The sequence below is a fragment of the Massilia orientalis genome, from assembly GCF_030411975.2.
GTDB classification, from domain to species: domain Bacteria; phylum Pseudomonadota; class Gammaproteobacteria; order Burkholderiales; family Burkholderiaceae_D; genus Telluria; species Telluria orientalis.
Genome location: NZ_JASNRB020000014.1, coordinates 1 through 20,889 on the forward strand (window position 1 = coordinate 1; position 20,889 = coordinate 20,889).

A 20,889-nucleotide genomic window follows, 5' to 3' on the forward strand; every position below is an offset into this window, starting at 1 on the left:
CCCAGGTGAAGCTCGCACCCGGATCTTCGCTGAATGTGAACGTGACGGTGGCGGTCTCGCCGGCCTTGAGCGCGGCGGCGTCGCTGGTGATCGTCACCGTCGGCGCCGCCGTGTCCAGCACATAGGCCTGCGAAGCCACCGGCCCGGCATTGTCTACGGCGTCGACCACGCGCGCCTGCAGCGTGCCGCTGCCGGCCAGCGTGGCCGCCAGCGACCAGGCGGTACCGTCGACCTGCGCCGCCGTCCAGCTGGCGCCGTTGTCGAGCGAAACCTCGACTTGCTCGCCGGTCTGCAGCGCGGCGCTCAAGGTGCCGCTGATGGTCTGCGCGGCTACGTTCGTGATGAAGTCGGTGTTCGATGCGCCATGATCGGCCGAGAACGCGATGCCGCCCACGGTGGTCGTGGGCGCGGTCAGGTCGACGGTGAACGTCAGGCCGCCCGAGGCGCCGCTGGCGTTGCCGGCGGCATCCGTCACGATCGTGGACACCGTGTGCTGGCCGGCGCCCAGCGTCGAACTGGTGATGCTCCAGGTGCCGCCGGTGGCGACGGCGCTGCCCAGCAGCGTGCTGCCTTCGTACAGGTCGACGGTGGCGCCCGCTTCGGCCGTACCGGTGAAGGTCGGCGTGGTCGCGGCCGTGATGCCGTCGCTGTGCGAGCTGCCCGTGTCGCTGGCGGCGTCGAGCACCGGCGCCGGCGATGCGGCCGGCGCGGTGGTATCGATCGTGACGCCCTGCGCCGGCGAGGCGGCGCTGGTGTTACCGGCCAGATCCGTGGCCTTGGCCGTCACCGTATGCGTGCCCTCGCCCATCGTCGTGGCCGTGATGCTCCAGGCGCCGTTGCCGTCGGCAACGGCCGAGCCCAGCACCGTGGTGCCGTCGGTATCGAACAGGTCGACGGCGGTGCCCGCCGCGGCCGTGCCCGTGAACGTCGGGGTCGTGTCGCTGGTCGTGGTGGCGCCCGGCGTCGGCGTCGACGGCGCGTCCGGTGCCGTCGTGTCGATCGTGACGTGCGTGCCGATCGATGCGGCGCTCTCGTTGCCGGCGGCATCGCTCGCCCTGGCGGTGATCGTGTGTGCGCCCTCGCTCAACGTCGACGTCGTGATCGACCAGATGCCGTTGGTGGCGACCGTGCTGCCCAGCACCGTGGTGCCGTCGGTATCGTACAACGTGATGGTGGAACCGGCTTCGGCGAAGCCGTCGAAGGTCGGCGTGACGACCGTGGTCACGCCGTCGACCGGAATGGCGCCGCTGTCGCTGAGCGGCGACAGGTGCGCCAGCGGTACCGCCGGCGCCAGCGTGTCGAAGTGAAGCGACGGGGCCGTCCCCGCGCCGCCCGTGTTGCCCGCCGTGTCGGCATAGCTGCCCGCGCCGATCGTGATGCTGGCGGTGCCGCCGTCCGTGTTCGCGTCCGGCGTGAAGGTCGCCGTGCGCACCAGGCCCGAACCGCTGATGGCCGACAGCGTGCCGCCGCTGACGACGACGTCGCCCTGCGTGCCGTCCCAGGTGAAGCTCGCACCCGGATCTTCGCTGAATGTGAACGTGACGGTGGCGGTCTCGCCGGCCTTGAGCGCGGCGACGTCGCTGGTGATCGTCACCGTCGGCGCCGCCGTGTCCAGCACATAGGCCTGCGAGGCCACCGGCCCGGCATTGTCGACGGCGTCGACCACGCGCGCCTGCAGCGTGCCGCTGCCGGCCAGCGTGGCCGCCAGCGACCAGGCCGTGCCGTTGACCTGCGCCGCCGTCCAGCTGGCGCCGTTGTCGAGCGAGACCTGGACTTGCTCGCCGGTCTGCAGCGCGGCGCTCAAGGTGCCGCTGATCGTCTGTGCCGCGGTGTCCGTGATGAAGTCGGTGCCCGATGTCCCATGATCGGCCGAGAACGCGATGCCGCCCACGGTGGTCGTGGGGGCGGTCAGGTCGATGGTGAAGGTCAGGCCGCCCGAGGCGCCGCTGGCGTTGCCGGCGGCATCGGTCACGATCGTGGACACCGTGTGCTGGCCCGCGCCCAGCGTCGAACTGGCGATGCTCCAGGTGCCGCCGGTGGCGACGGCGCTGCCCAGCAGCGTGCTGCCTTCGTACAGGTCGACCGTGGCGCCCGCCTCGGCCGTACCCGTGAAGGTCGGCGTCGTGGCGGCCGTGATGCCGTCACTGTGCGAGCTGCCCGTGTCGCTGGCGGCGTCCAGCACCGGCGTCGACGATGCGGCCGGCGCGGCCGTGTCGAGCGTGTAGGCATGGCTATCGGCCGTGCCGGCGTTGCCGACGCTGTCGACCACGCGTACTTTCAGCGTATTACTGCCAGTCAGCGTCGCGCTCAGCGACCAGGTGTTGGTACCGACGGTGGCGCTGGCCGTCGTCCAGTGCGCGCCGTTGTCCAGCGAGACTTCGACGTGCTCGTCCGACGCCAGGTTGGCGCTCAGCGTGCCGCTGATGCTCTGCGCCGCGGTCTGGGTGATCAGGTCGGTGCTCGACGCGCCGGTGTCGGCCGAGAAGGCGACGCTGGCATTCGTCGTGGTCGGAGGCGTCGTGTCCTGGGCGTGGATACTGGTGATGTTCAGGTTGTCGACGTAGATCCAGCTGGTGTACTGGGTGCCGGCCCCTTCATCGATTTTCAGGACCTTGATGTCCGTCATTCCGCTGAAGTTAATTGTCTGAAACTGGGCGTCGTACGATCCCGTCGAATTCGCGACCAGCACGACGGTCTGGGTCTCGACGACTTGGCCGTTCGCATCCTCGCCCGTGATGATGACTGTCGTCGGCTGGGGCAAGCCTCCCCCGTAGGAGCCGTAGTGCCCATAACCGCCAGGAATGTAGCCCATGCCTTCATAGTGCACACCCAGCGCGATCGAGGACAGGGAAAAATTTTCCCCGCCCGCGAACGACACTTCCAAAGGATGGTCTTGATAAAAGATGCCTTCGATGGCAAGGTTGCCGTTCGACTCGCTCACAGGATAGGCCCCGGAAGTCGAATGCACTTTTAACTGATAAGCAGTGTTTGTGGGCAGTTGATACAAGACGTCATGCATGATTCCATCGGTCGTGAAGCCCCCAGTCTGAAAGTCGACGAGAGTACTGTTCACTCCCAATGCCTGGTCGTAGTGCGTGGCTGCCAGGCTGGCGGTTTCAATGTGGCCGCGGGACACTTCCAGCTGCCAGTTGCCTCCGAGCGCATTAGCACCAGTGACATCGTTCGACGCCGCCACGTCCGCGCCGGTGGCGATCGCCAGTTCTTCGACGAAAGTCCTCCCGTGGCTACCGGCCCCGGTATCGCAACCGTACAGCAGGATGTCGCCGCCCTTGGCCATGCTCTGGCCAATCGCGTTCAGGTCGGCCTGGTGGTCGCCCACGCTGGCGGCGTCGAGCGTCAACGCGCCGAGGTTGGCCGAGCCGGCCGAGCCGTGTGAAATGATGTGCAGCGCATCGATACCGCTCCGCCCTGCCAGGGTCGCGGCAATCTGTTGCACGCCGTCCTGAGTCGAGTCGAGGATGACGACTTCACGCCCATTGCCAATTTCCTGGGCCAGCGCCTGGTAGTCGGTAACGTTATCTTCGATAAAGACGATTTCGGTCCGCGCCGTCGTCGACATGATCAGGTCATCGCCGGCATTGCCATCAAAGTATTGGGTGTTCATTCAGGTTTTCCTTGTTGCGTGGGCTGGGCGGTAATGACGTTGGCGGTGCTGCCGGTGGAGTCATTCCAGAAAGACATCTTGCTGTATTTATCGAACAGGTCGGCCGGGATCACGGCGCGGCGCGGCGTGAATTTCACTTGCGCCTTCACGCGATGCAGGCCGGGCACGCCCATCTGCAGGTCGAAGTCCTCGGCGTCGTACTCGACGTTGTCGAAGTCGTGCTCGAAATGCGGTTCGCCGAGGAAGTCGTAGATCAGCGGCAGGACCTTGGCGGGCGCCTTGGCCAGCAGGTCGTAGTCGACAAGCAGCAGCGAACCCGCATGCTCACCATAGAAGGCGTCGCGCAGCGCGGCCCAGGGGAAACCGACCAGGTTGTCCGGATGGGCCAGGAAATCGAGACGGCTGTACACGGTGCCGCGGCCGCCGCCGGCGCCGAACAGGCGCGTGTTTTCATACGGATTGGCGCGCACCATCTTCTCGATGCTGTCCATGATCCACGCGACATTGCGCACGCAGGCAATCACCTTCGCCTGCGGGAACAGGTCCAGCAGCAGGGGCAGCCTGGCGCACCAGGCACGGTTCGTATCGAACACGATCTCGCGGTCGACGTCCGCGTAATATGCATCGAAGATGCCGCGCAGCAGGGCCTTGCGTTTGTCACGGCCGACGACGGGGGCGAATTCCGAACCCGCACTGAACTGGCTGATGATCGACGAGCACAGGCCAACGACCGGGCTCGACATGCCCGCATGGAAGCGCGGATTTTGTAGCAGGATGCCCGACAGCAGCGTGGAGCCGGAACGCGGCAAGCCGGAAATGAAATGGAATTTCCTGTTCGCTGACACTGGAATGGTCACTCATGAAAAATGGGAAATAAATCCGGATGAAGCAAATCACCCGTGTATTCCCATCATCATGCAAAGGCTATTTCAGTGGAGCAATAGAGAAATGACATTAAAACGAAAAATACAGCAATGTGTTCCGAAACCGAGACAGTCGGCGATCCCATTCAGCCGCGCTGGGTAAGCAGGCCGCGCCGCTCGAGCACGTCGACGAGGCGCGCGACTTCGTCCGCGACGGACGTGGTCGCGCTGTCGACGACCAGTTCCGGCCCATCCGGCGCCTCGTAGGGCGAGGAGATGCCGGTAAACTCCGGCAACAGGCCCGCGCGCGCCCGGCGGTACAGGCCCTTGGGGTCGCGCGCCTCGCACACGGCGAGCGGGCAACGGCAATGGACTTCGATGAAATACGGGACCGGGATCAGGGCCCGGGCGCGGGCGCGGTCGGCGCGCAGCGGGGAGATGGCGGAAACGATCACGATCTGTCCGGCCTCGTAGAACAGCCGCGCGACTTCGCCGATCCGGCGGATGTTTTCGGATCGTTCGGGGAGGGAAAAACCGAGGTCGGCGCACAGGCCATGCCTGACCTTGTCGCCGTCCAGCACGAACACGCCGCAGCCACGCTCGAACAGGACCCGTTCGGCGGCCTGGGCCAGCGTCGTCTTGCCGGCGCCGGACAGTCCGGTAATCCAGACCACCGCGCCGGTGGGGCGCCGCCGTTCTTCGTCACCAACCGGCAGCGGAACAGCGGGCGCCGTCATGGCTTATTCGACGATCGTCTGCGCCTGGCCTTCGCCACGCGCGCGGATCTCGCCGATGCGGTACACGGTCTCGCCGGCCGCCTTCAGCTGGGCTTCGGCCGCGTCGGCATTCTCTTTCGAGACGATCACGGTCATGCCGATGCCGCAGTTGAACACGCGGTGCATCTCGGCGTCGGCCACGCCGCCGTGCTGCTGCAGCCACTGGAACAGCGGCGGCAGGGTCCACGACTTGCTGTCGAGCACGGCCGTCAGGTTATCCTGCAGCACGCGCGGGATGTTTTCGACGAGGCCGCCGCCCGTGATGTGCACGAGGCCCTTCACTTCCATCGCCTGCATCAGCGCCAGCAGCGGCTTCACGTAGATGCGGGTCGGCTGCATCAGCGCGTCGGACAGCTTCTTGCCGTGGAAGTCGGCTTCCAGGTCCGGCTTCGACACGTCGATGATCTTGCGCACCAGCGAGTAGCCGTTCGAGTGGATGCCCGACGACGCCAGGCCCAGCACGACGTCGCCCGGGGCGATCTTGGTGCCGTCGATGATCTGCGATTTTTCCACGGCGCCGACGGCGAAGCCCGCCAGGTCGTATTCGCCGTCCGGGTACATGCTCGGCATTTCGGCCGTTTCGCCGCCGATCAGGGCGCAGCCGGCCTGTTCGCAGCCGGTGGCGATGCCTTTGACGACGGCGGTCGCGGTCGGCACGTCCAGCTTGCCGCAAGCAAAGTAATCCAGGAAGAACAGCGGCTCGGCGCCCTGCACGAGGATGTCGTTGACGCTCATGGCGACGAGGTCGATGCCGACCGTGTCGTGGCGGTTCAGTTCGAACGCCAGCTTCAGCTTGGTGCCGACGCCGTCGGTGCCGGACACGAGGACCGGTTCCTTGTACTTCTTGCTGATTTCGAACAGCGCACCGAAACCGCCGATGCCGCCGAGCACGCCTTCGCGCATGGTGCGCTTGGCAAAAGGTTTGATCGCTTCGACCAGGGCGTCGCCGGCATCGATATCGACACCAGCGTCGCGGTAGGAGAGAGAAACATTAGATGGTTGGCTCATGGTATTTGGCAGCGGAGGCGGTAAAATAGTAGGCGGTTGACAACTGGGCATTTGACGGCACGTACCGGCGGCAGCCAGTCGGTCAATCCATTATTTTATCAAAACGGCCTGCCCCGGCACCGTTTTAACGGTCAAGAACAACAACTACATGCCTTTTTCCCTCAGCCCGGAGCAAAAACAGTCAGCGTTCTGGTTGGCACTCTGGCTCGCTTGCGGTCTGCTGCTGTACGCCCTCGGGCCCATCCTCACCCCGTTCATCGCCGCCGCCATCCTCGCCTACGCCCTGAACGGCGCCGTCGACCGGCTCGAACGCACGCGTCTCGGCAAGCTTCATTTGCCCCGCTCGCTCGCCGTCGTCGTCGTGATCCTCGCGTTCCTGGCGTCCGTCACCGCCCTCGTGCTGATCGTCGTGCCGGTGCTGCGCACGGAATTGCCGCTGCTGCAAGCCCAGATCCCGGACGCGCTGGCCCGCGTCGACACCATCCTGTCGCCCCGCCTGGCGCAGCTGGGCATCCACATCAAGCTGGACGGCAGCAGCCTGCGCACCATCCTCACGCAGCAGATCATGACGTCGAGCGACGAGATCTGGACGACCGTGCTCGCGTCCGCGCGCGTGGGTGGCAGCGCCCTGCTCGGCTGGGTCGCCACGGCGATCCTGATCCCCGTCGTGCTGTTCTACCTGCTGCTGGACTGGCACCGCCTGCTGCTGCAACTGGAAAACGCCGTCCCGCGCCGCTGGGTGCGCCAGACGGTGGGCATGGCACAGGAAGTGAACGCGCTGCTGGCCCAATACCTGCGCGGGCAACTGCTCGTGATGCTCGTGCTGGCGCTGTACTACTCGGCCGCGCTGGCGCTGGCCGGCTTCGAGGTGGCGCTGCCGGTCGGCATATTGACTGGGCTGCTCGTCTTCATCCCCTACCTGGGCTACGGCCTGGGGCTCGTGCTGGCGCTGACGGCCGCCATCCTGCAGTTTTCCGACTGGAGCGGCGTGATCGCCGTCGCGGTGATCTATGGCGCGGGCCAGGTCATCGAAGGCTTTTTCCTCACGCCGCGACTCGTGGGCGAGCGCATCGGGCTGAATCCGCTGGCCGTGATCTTCGCCCTGCTCGCCTTCGGCCAGCTGTTCGGTTTCGTGGGCGTGCTGCTGGCGCTGCCGGCATCGGCCGTGCTGATGGTGGCATTCCGTCACTTGAAACGCCACTATCTGCGCAGCAGCTTTTATAATGCCTAGTTCATACGCACACGACATGATGAGAACCGAGCCATGAAACAGCTGGTGCTCGATTTGGGCGCCGAGCCGGCGCAAAGCCTCGACACCTTCCAGATAGGGGAAAATGCCGAAATGGCGCACTTGATGCACCAGTTCGCCCAGCGCGCATCGCGCGAGCATTTCTGCTACCTGTGGGGAGAAACGGGCGCCGGCAAGACGCATTTGCTGCAGGGCCTCGCCGCCACCGATGGCGCGCGCTACATCGCGGCGACGAGCGGTGCGGACGACTTCGTATTGACGCCGGACGTGAGCCTGTACCTCGTCGACGACGTCGACCAGCTGTCGCCCGAGCGCCAGATCGACGCCTTCGCCCTGTTCAACCAGGTGCGCGAGCATGGCGCCTACATGGTCTGCACGGGTCCGGTGCCGCCGGCCGTGCTCCCGGTGCGCGAAGACCTGCGCACCCGCATGGGCTGGGGTCTCGTGTACCAGATCCACGGCCTGTCCGACGACCAGAAGATCGCCGCCCTCACGCAGGCCGCCGAGGCCCGCGGTTTGACGCTGTCCGCCAGCGTGTTACCCTATCTGCTGTCCCATTTCAAGCGCGACATGCGCTCCCTGTCGACCATGCTGGATGCCCTCGACCAGTATTCGCTCGAGACCCAGCGTCCGGTCACGGTACCGCTGCTGCGTGATCTCTTGCTTCAGGGCAATCCCAGCAGTCCACACTCCGAAACAAAAGAATGAACGACCTCGCGCTGTTTGACCTCGACCATACCCTCCTGCCGATCGATTCCGACTACGAATGGGGCCAGTTCCTCGTGCGTGAGAAAGTCGTCGACGCCGCCGAACACCAGCGCCGCAACGACGCCTTCTTCGCGCAGTACAACGCCGGCACGCTCGACCCGGTCGAATACCTCGAATTCGCCCTCGGCACCCTGGCCAGCTTCGATCCGGCCCATTTGAAGGACCTGCAGGCGCAGTACATGCGGGAAGTGATCAAGCCGGCGGTCCGCCCGAAGGCGCTCGACCTCGTGCGCAAGCACCAGGACGCGGGCGACCTCGTGGCAATCATCACGGCGACCAATGCGTTCGTCACCGCGCCGATCGCGCGCGAATTCGGCGTCGAGCACCTGATCGCCGCGCGCCCCGAGCTGGACGAGCGCGGCCACCCGACCGGCAAGCTGGCCGGCACGCCCACGCAGGGCCACGGCAAGGTGACGCACATGCACGCGTGGCTGGACGGCCTGGGCCGCCCGTTCGACAGTTTCAAGCGCAGCTGGTTCTACAGCGACTCGCACAATGACATCCCGCTGCTGTCGGTCGTCTCGCACCCGGTGGCGACCAACCCGAGCGACAAACTGAACCAACACGCCAACGCCCTCGGCTGGACTTCACTGCACCTCTTCAATGATTAAAAAATTCATCCGCAAAATCCTGGGCGTCAAAGACGAGCGCGACCCGACCGAACCCGTCATCCTCGGGCCGGAGCAGCACGGCATCGATCCGAAGCTCGTGTCGAACAACGCGGTGCGCGTCACCCAGACCTTGCAGGAAGCCGGCTTCAAGGCGTTCGTCGTCGGCGGCGCCGTGCGCGACCTGCTGCTGGGCGTGAAACCGAAGGACTTCGACATCGCCACCGACGCGACGCCCGAGGAAGTGAAAAAGCTGTTCCGCCGCGCCTTCATCATCGGCCGCCGCTTCCAGATCGTGCACGTGATGTTCGGCCAGGACCTGCTGGAGGTGACCACGTTCCGCGGCAAGGGCAGCGACAACGCGCCGAAGGACGAACATGGCCGCGTGCTGCGCGACAATAACTTCGGTCCGCAGCACGAGGACGCCGAGCGCCGCGACTTCACGATCAACGCCATGTACTACGACCCGGCCACGCAGTCGGTGCTCGACTACCACGGCGGCATCGAGGACATCCGCGCCAAGGTCCTGCGCATCATCGGCCAACCGGAAGCGCGCTACCGCGAAGATCCGGTCCGCATGCTGCGCGTCGTGCGCTTCGCGGCCAAGCTGCAGTTCACGATCGAACCGGCGACCCGCGCCCCGATCCCCGTGATGGCCCCGCTGATCAACAACGTGCCGGCCGCGCGCGTGTTCGACGAAATGCTGAAGCTCCTGATGAGCGGCCACGCGCTGGCCTGCCTGAAGGAGTTGCGTTCGTCCGGACTGCACCACGGCCTGCTGCCGCTGCTGGACGTCGTGCTGGAGCAGCCGATCGGCATGAAGTTCGTGACGCTGGCCCTCGAATCCACGGATACGCGCGTAAAAGCCGGCAAGGGCGTGTCGCCGGGCTTCCTGTTCGCGTCGCTGCTGTGGCACCAGGTGCTGGAAAAGTGGAACGCCTACCGCGCCGCCGGCGAATCGCCGATCCCCGCGCTGCACCTCGCGGCGGACGACGTCCTCGACAACCAGACCGACAACCTCGCCCTGCAGCGCCGCATCGCGACCGACATGCGCGACATCTGGGCCATGCAGCCGCGCTTCGAGCGCCGCACCGGCAAGACGCCGTATAAGCTGCTGGAGCACCCGCGCTTCCGCGCCGGCTTCGACTTCCTGCTGCTGCGCTGCGAATCGGGCGAGCTCGATGCGGAGATCGGCAACTGGTGGGCGACGTTCTACGCCGGCGACATCGCCGAGCGCGAACGCCTGGTCAATTCCGCGCGCGACGTCCAGCCGTCCAGCCAGAAGAAACGCCCGCGCCGCCGCGGCCCGCGCCGCGCCGAGGGCGAAGGCGGCGCACCGGTCGACGCCCCGCAGGCCGCGAGCGGCGAATGATCGCCTGGGTCGGCATCGGCGCCAACCTGGGCAACGCGCACGCGAACGTGCTCGATGCGATCGAGCGCCTGTCTCGCCTGCCGGGTGCCACATTGCGGCAGACGTCGCCGCTGTACCGCACGGCCCCCATCGATTCCTCGGGCGACGACTACGTCAACGCCGTCGCCGCGCTGGACACCGACCTCGATGCGCACGCCCTGCTGCAGGCGCTGTTCGCCATCGAGCAGGCGCATGGCCGCGAGCGGCCCTACCGCAACGCGCCGCGCACGCTGGACCTCGACCTGCTCCTCTACGGCGACCAGGTCATCGATGATGCGCCCACCTTGATCGTCCCGCACCCCCGCATGCACGAGCGCGCGTTCGTGCTCGCGCCGCTGGCCGACGTCGCGCCCGATCTCGTCATTCCCGGCCGCGGTGCCGTGCGCGCGCTGCGCGCGCAGGTCGCGGACCAGGCGATCGAACGGCTCGGCTGAATCACAACTGCGTTTCCAGTCCCACGCGCAGGATGGCGCTGAACGGGTAGACGGACGTCTTGCGCAGGCTGCCGGACGCGTCGCCGTAGCGCGTCTCCTCGGTGGCAGGTTCGGCCAACAGGTTCACGGCGGTCACGCGCAGTTGCGTCTTCGGCGTCAGCTTCCACAACGCATACAGGTCCAGTTCGCGCTTGACGGTCGAATACGTGCCCGTCGTGCGCGAGATGCGCTGCGGTCCACCGCTGCGGAAGGTGAAATTCGCGCCGCCGCTGACGGCCGCGCCGAACTGGTAGTCGACGCCCGCGTTGGCCGTGAGCGGCGTCTGGCCGGCCAGGCGGTTGTCCGGGCCGGGGACGTTGCTCACGCTGGACCAGTTGCGCGTCACGTTCATGTGCAGGTCGACATTGGCGGCGCGGGCGACCAGCGCGCGCAGCGGCAGCCTGGCGTCGAACTCGATGCCGCGCGTGCGTGCGCTGCCATCGTTCACGGGCGTCGTCTCCCAGCGGCCCGCCACGAGGCGGGTGTCGTCGTGGATGGTGTCGCTGATCCGGCGCGCGTACACGGACAGGCTCGCCTGCTCGCCATGGCCGCCGAAGTGTTCCAGGGCCGCGTCGACGCCGAACGCCTGTTCCGGCTTCAGCGCCGGATTGCCGGCGGTGTCGGGGGTGACCTCCGTGTTGTTCAGCGAGCGGGTCACGCGCGGTATCAAACGCTCCAGGTCGACGCCACGGTAGGTGCGCGACAACGCGACGCGCAGCTGGTCCTGTTTGCCGTCCAGCTTCCACAGGCCCTGCAGGATCGGGCTCAGCAGATTGGCCGTGTTGTGGATGGCGCTGAAATCGCTGCCTGCGCTGCGGGTGCGCAGCGTCTCCCAGCGCAGGCCCAGGTAGGTCGACAGCCGCGGCGTGATGGCATATTCATCCTGCGCATACAAGGCGAGGCGATGCAGCGTGGCGTCGTACTGCCGGTCGTCCCGCACCGGCGTGCCGGCCAGTCCTTGCAGTTCGCGGGACGCGCGCGCGGCATCGGTGGACTGGCGCGCCGCATCCCAGCCGGCGCTGAACTGATGCCCGCTCGCGTAAGACTTGCTGTACTTGCCGGTCAGCGTAGCCCCACGCCCGTCCGTATCGTTGTGCACGTCGCGGTCCAGCGTCCGTTCCCCGGCCGTGCCGTAGCCGGCTTCGTGCTGGCGGTTGCGTACACGGCTGGCGTTCAGGCCCGCTTTCGCTTCCAGCTTCTCGTCCTGGCCGAGCTTGTGCATCCAATTGAGGTCGGACCGCAGCTGGCTGCGCCGATCGTCCGGCCAGGTGCGGTCGTTCGGGTAGTCGGGCAGGTCGCCCAGGGTGGCGTTCCAGTGGCCTTCGGTCCGGCTGTCCGAGCGCTGCACGCGGACGAAGGACTGCGAGCTGAGCGTGTCGCCGTTGTCCAGCGTCCAGTTCACGCGCGGCGTCAGCGACAGCGCGCGAAACCCGCCGTCGTTCTTGCGCGCCACCTTGCGCAGCAAGACCGGCCGGCCGGCGCTGTCCCAGCCTTGCTCGACCTGGTCGTAATCCTGTTCGAAGCTGCCCTTGCGCACGTCCGCCACGACGGAATAGGACATGGCCTTGCCCTTGTCCGCGATCTGCAGCGACGCGCTCGGCGAGAAGAACACGTTGGAATGCTCGGCCTGCGGCTTCAGGTCGCGCTGCCCCTGCCGCACCTTGCGCTTGAGGATGATGTCGATGGTACCGGCGATCGATTGCGCACTCATGTCGGCGGTCGCCACGCGCAGGATGTCGATTCTCTCCACCAGCGCCGGCGCCAGCGAATCGAGCGAGAAACCGTTCGGCGCCGGTTCACCGTTGAGCAGGATCTGCGTATAGCCGCTGCCCAGGCCGCGCATGCGGATCTCGCCGCCCCGTCCGGGACCACCGCCACTGATCGAGATGCCCGGCTGGCGCCTGAGCACGTCGGCCACGGTGCTGTCGCCGTATTTCCTGAGTTCCTCCTGGGTCACCACGATCCTGGTCGAGGTGTCGTCGCGCCGCGCATCGTATTGCCCGGCCGAGCCGCGCACCTCGACCCGGGCCTGCGGGACCGGCTCGGCGCCGGCGGCATCGAGGGACAGCAGCGCTACCGCCAGGTGGGCGGCAGCGAATGACGTGGAACGGGTGTTGAGCATGTGCCGGACCGATGTGATGGATAACAGTTCGTTATTGAACAGATCCTATCACGGGAAATCCATACGCCAGCAATTATTTTGCTATTAGCTAGCAATTCAATTGCAGATCAAAAGAACTATTTATGGCAAAAGCCTGGCGTCCACCGTTCAGAAGCGCAGCGCCAGGTAGACGCCGGAGACGGCCAGCGTCATCAACGCGACCGGCACGCCCACGCGCGCGTGGCGCCGCCAGTCGATGACGATGCCGCGCCGCGCCGCCGCATCCACGACGATGATGTTCGCGATGCTCCCGACGATCAGCAGGTTGCCCGCCAGGGTGCTGACCAGCGCCAGCATGACGCCGCCCAGCGGATGGTGCACGACGGGCATCAGGAGCATCACGGCGGGCACGTTCGAGACCAGGTTCGAAAGCACGAACGTGGCGGCGAACAGGGCGCCCGGCTGGTCGAGCCGCACGCCGAGCGACGCGAGCCAGGTGATCGCATGTTCCGTGAAGCCCGTGCTCTGGAACGCGGCGTTCACGACGAAGAGGCTCATGAACAGCACCAGCAATTCCCAGTCGACGAGGCCCAGCATGTTCTGCGAACGCAGCTGGCGGCTCATCAACAGGATGCCCGCGCCGATCAGCGCCATGTGCTCACGGGGCCACGGCGCGACGAGGAACGCCACCAGCAGCGCGCCCGCGATGAGCAGGCCCTTGGTCGTCTGCCACGCATCGAAAGGCACCGCCCGCGCCTGGGATTCGGCGGCGGCTGCGCGCTCTTTCCAGCGCCCTTTCGTCTGCCAGGCGATCAGCACCCAGCAGGCGGCGAGGCCCAGTGCGACCGGGAGGATCGCGTCGAGGAAGTAGCCGTCGAACGACAGCCGCATCGTCTGGCCGATCAGCATGTTCTGTGGATTGCCGATCAGGGTCGCGGCCGAGCCGATGTTGGAGGCGCACGCGAGCGCCAGCAGATACGGGACCGGCGCGAGCTGGCGCTGGCGGCACGCATCGACGAGCAGCGGCGCCATCGCGAGGCAGACGATGTCGTTGCTGAAGACGGCCGACAGCGCGGCGGACACGCCTATCAGCACGCCCAGCAGGCTGGCGGGACTCAGCGCCAGCCCCGCCAGTTTTTGCGTGACCCAGTCGTAGAATCCCCCCAGGCGCATCTGCGCGGAGACGACCATGAACGCGAACAGCAGCGCCATCGTCGGCAAATGGATCGACGCCACCGCCTGCTCCAGCGTCAGCGCATTGATGCTGATGAGCGCGATCGCCCCGAGCAGCGCGACGCCGGTCCGGTCGAGGCGCAGGAACGGCAGGCCGCCGAGGATCATGCCAAGATAGACGATGAGGAAGATGATGAGGATGGTCGTGGCCATTGGGATGTGGCGATTTCAGGTAAGATCGCGCATCTTAACAAACCATACCGGGCACGCCTGTGACCGCATGCCTGCCCGGGGCGCGTGACACTCCGGGGCGATCCCCCGGCTTATCTGATTTGCAAAGGAAACCTATGAGCGCTTACTTGGGCGGCACCTCGACGAACGAAGCACCGGCACGCAAGGCCGTGACCTTGCCCTCGCTGCTGGCGATGCGCGCGTCCGGCGACAAGATCGCCATGCTCACCTGCTACGACGCCAGCTTCGCGTCGCTGATGGACCGCTGCGGCGTGGACATCCTGCTGATCGGCGACTCGCTGGGCATGGTGTGCGCCGGCTACGACTCGACCTTGCCCGTGACGGTGGCCGACGTGGCCTACCACACGGCATCCGTCGTACGCGGCCGCAAGAACGCGTTCGTGCTGGCCGACCTGCCGTTCGGCAGCTACGGCACCCTGCCTCAGGCCTACGACAGCTGCGCCGCGCTGATGCGCGCGGGCGCCCAGATGATCAAGATCGAAGGCGGAGAGTGGCTCGCCGAAACGGTCCGTTTCCTGACCGAGCGCGGCATCCCCGTCTGCGCCCACATCGGCCTGACGCCGCAATTCGTCCACCAGCTGGGCGGCTACCGCGTGCAGGGCAAGACGGACGAAGGCGCGGAACAGCTCAAGCGCGACGCGCTGGCGCTGCAGCAAGCCGGCGCGGCGATGGTGCTGCTGGAAGCCGTGCCCGCGGCGCTGGGCAAGGAAGTGACGGGCATCCTGCAGGTGCCGACGATCGGCATCGGCGCGGGTCCGGACTGCTCCGGCCAGGTGCTCGTCATGCACGACCTGCTGGGCGTCTTCCCGGGCCGCAAGGCGCGCTTCGTGAAGAACTTCATGGAAGGCCAGACGAGCATCGACGCGGCCGTGCAGGCCTATGTCGCCGCCGTGAAGGACGGCAGCTTCCCGGCGCCGGAACACTGCTTCTGATTTCCGGCCATGGGCGCGCAGCCGGACACCACCCGCCTCTTCCTCGCCCTGTGGCCGATCGAGCCCGTGCGTGACCAGTTGCGCGCGTGGCGCGATGCATGGACGTGGCCGCGCGGCGCCACGCCGGTAGACGCCAGCAAGTTGCACGTGACCCTGCACTTCCTCGGCAACCAGCCCACCGCGCGGCTGCCCGACTTCCTGGATGGCTTCCAGGTGCCCTTCGAACCGTTCGACCTGCAGTTCGGCCGCCCCGCACTGCAGCGCAGCGGCATCGCGTGGATCGAGCCGCACAGCGAACCGCAAGGGTTGCTGGACCTGCATGCGCGCCTGTCGGATGCCTTATTGGCGCTGGGCCTCGTGCCGGAAGCCCGCGCCTACCGGCCGCACGTGACGATGGCGCGGCGCGCGAACGGGGCGGTCATGCCCGCCGCCGGTCCCGCGATCGACTGGGCGGTCACGCATTACGCCCTCGTCGCATCGCACGCCGGCACCTACACGGTGCTGCGCGAATACCGTTAATTATTACGCTTCACGATCCGCGCATTCGCCGCGATCACGATCCCCGACAACGACAGGATGCCCAGCGCCACGGCGATATTCGTGTGCGCCGCGATCGCCCCGAGCAGCGGCGGCGCCATCAACAGGCCCGCGTAACCGAGCGTGGCGACGGTCGCGAGGCCGCCGCCGGCCGACATCCCCGGCATGCGCGCGGCCGCCGCGAAGATCAGCGGCACGACGTTCGCCGCGGCGAGGCCGATCAGCGCGAGGCCCAGCGCCGACAGCCAGAACTGCGTGCTGACCACGGCCAGCATCAACCCCGCGAACATGCCCAGGCCACCGACGATCATCACGCGCAGCGGACCGAAACGCAGCACGAGCCGGTCGCCCGCGAAACGGCAGGCGGCCATCGTCACCGAGAACGCCGAGTAGCCGAGGGCCGCCGTCGCCGCATCGACCTGCGTGCGCTCCTTCAGCAGCAGCGCGCTCCAGTCGACAAGGGCGCCCTCGATGGCGAAGCACAGCAGGGCCAGCAGGCCGAGGAACAGCGCGGGCCCGCGCGGCAAGGCGAAATGGCTCGCATGCGGCACCGGCGGGACGACCAGCAAACGCCCGCCGCACGACACCACGGCGGCGAAGATGCCACAGCTCACCATCATGGCACCGCGGCCGTCGCCCAGTCCCGCGCCGATCAACACGCCGCCGAGCGCCGCGCCGATCAGGCCACCGAGGCTGTAGAAGCCGTGGAACGACGACATCGTCGGGATGCCGCGCGCCGCTTCGACTTCGCTCGCGTTGGCGTTCATCGCCACGTCCAGCACGCCGTTGCTGGCGCCGAACACGTAGGCCGCGAGGAACAGCGGCAAGAGACCGCTCACGTTCATCAGCACGGCGCTCATCAGCGCGAACAGCAGGCCGCTGCCGACGACGACGGCGCGCGTGCCCCAGCGCCCCGCCATCCAGCCGGACAGCGGCATCGCGGAGATCGCGCCTCCCGCGATGGTGAGCAGCAGGAAGCCGAGCACGCCCGTGTCGATGCCGGCACGCGCCTGCACGAGCGGCACGTGCGCGGCCCACACGCCGATGCCGGCGCCGTTCAGCAGGAAGATAGTGGAAACCGACCAGCGCGCGGCGTTCACGCTGGCGGCCGGCGCCCTTTGGAGGGATAGTGTGTCGTCGATGCGGCTCATGCGCGGCTCCTTGCTGCGAGTACGATTTCAGGTGCGCGCTCGCCCTTGCGCAGGCGCGCGACCACGGTGGGCGCGGCATCCGCTTCCAGCACGAGGCGGTCGATGTCCGCCAGCGGCGCGATCGGGAACGGCGCCGGCGCTTCCAGCCGCTCGTTCAGCGCGGCGACGACGCGCCGGCTGCCCGCGGCCAGGATGGCCTGCTTGAGGATGGCTTCCTCGGGGTCGCTCGCGCCCAGGCCCCGTTCGGCCTCGACGCTGCACACGCCCACGACCGCGACGTCCACGCGCAGGCGCTGGATCTCGGCCAGCGTCTGTGCGCCCATCACGGCGCCGACGTGGGCCGAATACACGCCGCCCAGCAGCACGACGCGCGTAATGCGCAGGTGGCCGAGGCCAAGAGCGATCTGCGGACTGTTGGTGATGATGGTCGCGGCGCGGCCGTCTTCCAGCTGGCGCACGAACGCGAGATTGGTCGTGCCGGCATCGACGAGGACCGTGTCGCCCGGCTGCACGCTGTCAGCCAGCGCGCGCGCGAGCATCTCCTTGCGCGCTTCGTCGGCATCGACACGCTGGCCGAAGCTGGGTACAGGCTGCGTGCGCCGCATCGCGCCGCCGTGCACGCGGCGCAAGAGGCCCGCCGCGTCCAGGTCGCGCAGGTCTCTGCGGATCGTGTCTTCCGACGTGTTGAACCGCTGCGCCAGTTCGGCCGCCAGCACCTTGCCCTGCTGCTCGACCGTGTCGACGATGTGCTGCCGTCGTTCTTCCGCTAATTGCATAGGTTTCTCCTTGAGCAGGCACTGTACACGTTTACGCAAAAACCGGCAAGAACCAATATAAACAAGCATATTCATGCATACAGGCCGCCTTGTGGTTGGTTGACGGCCTAATCATTGCTACACTCCCTGCATTCATTATCAGAACAATATGCATAAGTCCGCTGCCATCCTGATCGTCGACGACTATCTCTTGATCCGCACCGCCGTGCGCCAGGTGCTGACGGAACTCGGCTTTTCCAACGTGTTCCAGGCCGAGAACGGCAAGACCGCGCAAGACCTCATGCGCAAGCAGACGATCGACATCGTCATCGGCGACTGGGGCATGCCGGTGATGAGCGGCCTGGACCTGCTGCACTGGATGCGCCACGACGCGCGCTATGCGAAGACGCCCTTCATGATGCTGACGGCCGAGGCCAATCCCGCCTCCGTGCGCAGCGCCCTGCAGGCCGGCGTCAACGCGTACATGATCAAGCCGTTCACCGTGCACAGCTTCGCCAGCAAGTTCATGGCGATGATCGGCACGGTGCAAGAGTCCGAGCCTGCGCCGGAACCCGTGCCCCGGCCCGATTCCGCGCCGCCGCCGGTGCTGAAGCCGACGCCCGTCCAGGCCGACGTCATCGGCCTGCAGGCCCCGCTGGCCGAGCGCCTGAAGCGCTGCACGGTGCTGATCGTGGACGACGTGCCGACCAACATCGAGGTGCTGGCCGGCGCGCTGAAGGACGAGTACGCGATCAAGGTGGCGATCAGCGGCCGCAAGGCGCTGGAGATCGCCGGGGCCTTCCCCATCGATATCATCCTGCTCGACATCATGATGCCCGTGATGGACGGCTTCGAGACGTGCCGCCACCTGAAAGCCGATCCGAGGACGGCGCACATCCCGATCATCTTCCTGTCCGCGAAAGACGCCGTCGACGATATCGTGGGCGGCCTGCGCCTGGGCGCCGTCGACTACGTGTCGAAGCCCGCGGACCCGACGATCCTGAAGGCCCGCATCGCGACACATCTGGCGCTGGCCACGGCGATGGGCGACCTGAAGCGCCAGAACGAACTGCTGATCGAGAACGCGCACCTGCGCGAAGACGTGGAGCGGATGACGCGCCACGACCTCAAGAGCCCCATCGCCGTCATCCTGCACGCGAGCCAGGCGCTGCTCGCGGGCGACCTGCCGGATGCGCAGCGCGAGCGCGCGCACATGATCGAGATGGCCGCCAACCACGCGCTCGACATGATCAACCGCACGCTCGACATCCATAAAATGGAAAAGGGCGAGTACCAGCCGGCGCTGCAGCCGTTCGACCTGGGCGCGCTGCTGTCGCGCGTCGCCCAGCAGACCGGGCTCGCGTTCACGGACCGCCGCATCGCGATCCGCTTCGCCGCGCCGGGCGACACCGTCTGCCTGGGCGAGTCGCTGCTGTGCTATTCGATGTTCTCGAACGCCTTCAAGAACGCGGCCGAGGCGGCGCCGCCGGGCGGCACGATCAAGGTCGACGTGGCGCCGGGCCCCGGCAGCCTGCACGTCGTGATCGACAACGAGGGCGAGGTCCCGCTCACCATGCGCGACCGCTTCTTCGACAAGTACGCCACGGCCGGCAAGCAGGGCGGCATGGGTCTCGGCACCTATTCGATCCGCCTGATGGCCGAAGTGCAAGGCGGCGACGCCACCATGGAGACGGGCGATGGGCACACGCGCCTGACCATCACCCTGCCGTGCGTGTGATCACACCAGCAACATCAGGTGCTCTCTCTCCCATGAGCTGATCACGCGCGAAAACGTCGCGAACTCCAGCTCCTTCACTTCGCAAAACGCCTGCACGAACAACGGCCCCAGCATGTCGGCCAGCGCCGGGCACCCGCGCAGCTGCAGGATCGCATCCTCGAGATTGCGCGGCAGGTCGCCGTGGATGTGCTCCGCACTTTCCGGCGTCGGCGCCGGCGGTTCCAGCCCTTCGACCATGCCGAGGAAGCCGCAGGCCAGCGTGGCCGCCATCGCGAGATACGGGTTCACGTCCACGCCCGGCACGCGGTTTTCCACGCGGCGGCTGGCCGGGCTCGAGTTCGGGATGCGGATGCCGCACGTGCGGTTGTCGTAGCCCCAGTGCACGTTCATCGGCGCCGACTGGAAGCGCGACAGGCGCCGGTAGGAATTCACGTGCGGCGCGAAGAGGAGCGTCGCCGCCGGCACGTAGCGTTCGAGCCCGCCGATGAACTGGCGGAACAGCGTGCTTTCCGTCCCGTCGTCGTTGGAAAAGATGTTGCGGCCGTCCGCGTCGACGATGCTCTGGTGCACGTGCATGGCACTGCCCGGCTCCGTCTCCATCGGCTTGGCCATGAAGGTGGCAAAGATGCCGTGGCGCAGCGCCGTCTCGCGCACGGCCCGCTTGAACAGGAACACGCGGTCGGCCAGCTCCAGCGCGTCCCCGTGCGTAAAATTGATTTCCATCTGGCCCGCGCCGGCCTCGTGGATCAGCGTCTCGACGCCGAGCTCGTGCTGCTTGCAGAACGCCGACAGTTCCAGGAAGAACGGATCGAAATCGTTGACGGCATCGATCGAATACGATTGCCGGCCCTGCTCCGTGAAGCCGCTGCGGCCCGTTGGCGGGCTCAACGGCTCGTGCGGATTCGTCGTGCGCGCGACGAGATAAAACTCCATTTCGGGCGCCACGACGGGCCGCCAGCCCCGTTCGGCATACAGGCCCAGCACGCGGCGCAGCACGGAGCGCGGGGCGAGGTCGACCTGGGTGCCGTCGAAGTTCGTGCAATCGTGGATCACGAGCGCGACGCGCTCCGTGGCCCACGGCACGACGCGGATCGTGGCGGGGTCGGGCACGCAGACCATGTCGGGATCGATGGAGCCGACGTACGGCGTATTGTTCGGCTGTTCGCCGTGGACCGTGTTCAGCAGCACGCTCTTCGGCAGCCGCATGTGCTCGCCCGCCAGGAACAGGTCTTTCGGAAGGATCTTGCCGCGGGCAATGCCCGTCATGTCGGCGATGACGCACTCGACTTCGTGGATATTGTGTTCGCGCAGAAAATCGCGCATCGGATTATGCGCTTCGGAATCCATCACACTCTCGCTTGACTCGATGCGGGTCAATATAGCATCGGCGATTATTAGGCCGCGCGCGGGTCGGACGGCCCCGTTTTTGCCTCATTTCCTCAATTAGTTGCCGCGATACCGCACTTCGC

At 66.9% G+C, this 20,889-nt stretch carries 17 protein-coding genes; 8 read left to right on the forward strand and 9 right to left on the reverse strand.

Annotated features, from left to right (window positions below; all coding sequences use genetic code 11):
* The 4 genes from QPK29_RS21510 to purM all read right to left on the reverse strand — a co-directional run.
* On the reverse strand, positions 1-3,625 hold a 3,625-nt coding region (locus QPK29_RS21510), incomplete at its 3' end, for an Ig-like domain-containing protein (RefSeq protein ID WP_400189827.1).
* A complete protein-coding gene (locus QPK29_RS21515; RefSeq protein WP_400189828.1) occupies positions 3,622-4,434 on the reverse strand; it encodes a sulfotransferase in 813 nt (270 codons plus the stop codon). The genes QPK29_RS21515 and QPK29_RS21510, both read right to left, overlap by 4 nt.
* A gap of 200 nt (positions 4,435-4,634) precedes the next feature.
* A complete protein-coding gene (cysC, locus tag QPK29_RS21520; RefSeq protein ID WP_371771276.1) occupies positions 4,635-5,225 on the reverse strand; it encodes an adenylyl-sulfate kinase in 591 nt (196 codons plus the stop codon).
* Positions 5,226-5,228: 3 nt separating this feature from the next.
* Positions 5,229-6,272 carry a phosphoribosylformylglycinamidine cyclo-ligase gene (gene purM / locus QPK29_RS21525; RefSeq protein WP_371771277.1) on the reverse strand — a complete coding sequence of 348 codons (1,044 nt, stop codon included), beginning with the start codon at positions 6,270-6,272 and terminating at the stop codon, positions 5,229-5,231.
* 148 nt (positions 6,273-6,420) lie between these two features.
* On the opposite strand from purM, the gene QPK29_RS21530 reads away from it, so the two are divergent.
* Genes QPK29_RS21530 through folK form a run of 5 tightly spaced genes read left to right on the forward strand, consistent with a single transcriptional unit; the run spans position 6,421 to position 10,742 of the window.
* Complete coding sequence (locus tag QPK29_RS21530; RefSeq protein WP_160410634.1) at positions 6,421-7,503, forward strand: AI-2E family transporter; 1,083 nt, start codon at positions 6,421-6,423, stop codon at positions 7,501-7,503.
* Between the two features lie 33 nt (positions 7,504-7,536).
* The gene (hda, locus tag QPK29_RS21535) at positions 7,537-8,229 is read left to right on the forward strand and encodes a DnaA regulatory inactivator Hda (protein WP_371771278.1); all 693 of its coding nucleotides are present in this window, start codon (positions 7,537-7,539) and stop codon (positions 8,227-8,229) included.
* Positions 8,226-8,900, forward strand: a complete 675-nt coding sequence (locus tag QPK29_RS21540) for a histidinol-phosphatase (protein WP_371771279.1) — start codon at positions 8,226-8,228, stop codon at positions 8,898-8,900. The genes hda and QPK29_RS21540 overlap by 4 nt, the downstream gene beginning before the upstream one ends.
* On the forward strand, positions 8,893-10,269 hold the full coding sequence (gene pcnB, locus QPK29_RS21545) for a polynucleotide adenylyltransferase PcnB (RefSeq protein WP_056124143.1): 1,377 nt from the start codon (positions 8,893-8,895) through the stop codon (positions 10,267-10,269). The genes QPK29_RS21540 and pcnB overlap by 8 nt, the downstream gene beginning before the upstream one ends.
* Entirely contained in the window at positions 10,266-10,742 is a 477-nt protein-coding gene (gene folK / locus QPK29_RS21550) for a 2-amino-4-hydroxy-6-hydroxymethyldihydropteridine diphosphokinase (protein ID WP_371771280.1), read from the forward strand. Before pcnB ends, folK begins: the two co-directional genes overlap by 4 nt.
* A gap of 1 nt (position 10,743) precedes the next feature.
* On the opposite strand, the gene QPK29_RS21555 is transcribed toward folK, so the two are convergent.
* Both QPK29_RS21555 and QPK29_RS21560 read right to left on the reverse strand, forming a co-directional pair.
* The gene (locus QPK29_RS21555; protein WP_371771281.1) at positions 10,744-12,903 is read right to left on the reverse strand and encodes a TonB-dependent receptor plug domain-containing protein; all 2,160 of its coding nucleotides are present in this window, start codon (positions 12,901-12,903) and stop codon (positions 10,744-10,746) included.
* Positions 12,904-13,050: 147 nt separating this feature from the next.
* The gene (locus tag QPK29_RS21560) at positions 13,051-14,268 is read right to left on the reverse strand and encodes an anion transporter (RefSeq protein WP_371771282.1); all 1,218 of its coding nucleotides are present in this window, start codon (positions 14,266-14,268) and stop codon (positions 13,051-13,053) included.
* A gap of 134 nt (positions 14,269-14,402) precedes the next feature.
* Between QPK29_RS21560 and panB the strand changes: the two genes are divergently transcribed.
* Positions 14,403-15,239, forward strand: a complete 837-nt coding sequence (gene panB / locus QPK29_RS21565) for a 3-methyl-2-oxobutanoate hydroxymethyltransferase (RefSeq protein ID WP_056124132.1) — start codon at positions 14,403-14,405, stop codon at positions 15,237-15,239.
* A 9-nt stretch (positions 15,240-15,248) separates the two neighbouring features.
* The gene (gene thpR / locus QPK29_RS21570) at positions 15,249-15,758 is read left to right on the forward strand and encodes an RNA 2',3'-cyclic phosphodiesterase (RefSeq protein WP_371771283.1); all 510 of its coding nucleotides are present in this window, start codon (positions 15,249-15,251) and stop codon (positions 15,756-15,758) included.
* Here thpR and QPK29_RS21575 read toward each other — a convergent pair.
* Together QPK29_RS21575 and QPK29_RS21580 are read right to left on the reverse strand one after the other, a co-directional pair.
* On the reverse strand, positions 15,755-16,927 hold the full coding sequence (locus tag QPK29_RS21575; RefSeq protein WP_056124126.1) for an MFS transporter: 1,173 nt from the start codon (positions 16,925-16,927) through the stop codon (positions 15,755-15,757). The genes thpR and QPK29_RS21575 overlap by 4 nt on opposite strands.
* The gene (locus tag QPK29_RS21580; RefSeq protein WP_371771284.1) at positions 16,924-17,703 is read right to left on the reverse strand and encodes a DeoR/GlpR family DNA-binding transcription regulator; all 780 of its coding nucleotides are present in this window, start codon (positions 17,701-17,703) and stop codon (positions 16,924-16,926) included. Before QPK29_RS21580 ends, QPK29_RS21575 begins: the two co-directional genes overlap by 4 nt.
* 148 nt (positions 17,704-17,851) lie before the next feature.
* Between QPK29_RS21580 and QPK29_RS21585 the strand changes: the two genes are divergently transcribed.
* Entirely contained in the window at positions 17,852-19,420 is a 1,569-nt protein-coding gene (locus tag QPK29_RS21585; RefSeq protein ID WP_371771285.1) for a response regulator, read from the forward strand.
* On the opposite strand, the gene QPK29_RS21590 is transcribed toward QPK29_RS21585, so the two are convergent.
* Positions 19,421-20,767 (reverse strand): glutamine synthetase family protein, encoded by a 1,347-nt coding sequence (locus QPK29_RS21590; protein ID WP_371771286.1) that lies wholly within the window; start codon positions 20,765-20,767, stop codon positions 19,421-19,423. It abuts the gene before it with no gap.
* Positions 20,768-20,889: the final 122 nt, after the last annotated feature.

Coding starts and splice junctions, on each gene's coding strand:
- cysC (WP_371771276.1), bottom strand. CDS start 5,225: ATGACGGCGCCCGCTGTTCCGCTGCCGGTTGGTGACGAAGAACGGCGG.
- purM (WP_371771277.1), bottom strand. CDS start 6,272: ATGAGCCAACCATCTAATGTTTCTCTCTCCTACCGCGACGCTGGTGTC.
- QPK29_RS21530 (WP_160410634.1), top strand. CDS start 6,421: ATGCCTTTTTCCCTCAGCCCGGAGCAAAAACAGTCAGCGTTCTGGTTG.
- hda (WP_371771278.1), top strand. CDS start 7,537: ATGAAACAGCTGGTGCTCGATTTGGGCGCCGAGCCGGCGCAAAGCCTC.
- QPK29_RS21540 (WP_371771279.1), top strand. CDS start 8,226: ATGAACGACCTCGCGCTGTTTGACCTCGACCATACCCTCCTGCCGATC.
- pcnB (WP_056124143.1), top strand. CDS start 8,893: ATGATTAAAAAATTCATCCGCAAAATCCTGGGCGTCAAAGACGAGCGC.
- folK (WP_371771280.1), top strand. CDS start 10,266: ATGATCGCCTGGGTCGGCATCGGCGCCAACCTGGGCAACGCGCACGCG.
- QPK29_RS21555 (WP_371771281.1), bottom strand. CDS start 12,903: ATGCTCAACACCCGTTCCACGTCATTCGCTGCCGCCCACCTGGCGGTA.
- QPK29_RS21560 (WP_371771282.1), bottom strand. CDS start 14,268: ATGGCCACGACCATCCTCATCATCTTCCTCATCGTCTATCTTGGCATG.
- panB (WP_056124132.1), top strand. CDS start 14,403: ATGAGCGCTTACTTGGGCGGCACCTCGACGAACGAAGCACCGGCACGC.
- thpR (WP_371771283.1), top strand. CDS start 15,249: ATGGGCGCGCAGCCGGACACCACCCGCCTCTTCCTCGCCCTGTGGCCG.
- QPK29_RS21575 (WP_056124126.1), bottom strand. CDS start 16,927: ATGAGCCGCATCGACGACACACTATCCCTCCAAAGGGCGCCGGCCGCC.
- QPK29_RS21580 (WP_371771284.1), bottom strand. CDS start 17,703: ATGCAATTAGCGGAAGAACGACGGCAGCACATCGTCGACACGGTCGAG.
- QPK29_RS21585 (WP_371771285.1), top strand. CDS start 17,852: ATGCATAAGTCCGCTGCCATCCTGATCGTCGACGACTATCTCTTGATC.
- QPK29_RS21590 (WP_371771286.1), bottom strand. CDS start 20,767: ATGGATTCCGAAGCGCATAATCCGATGCGCGATTTTCTGCGCGAACAC.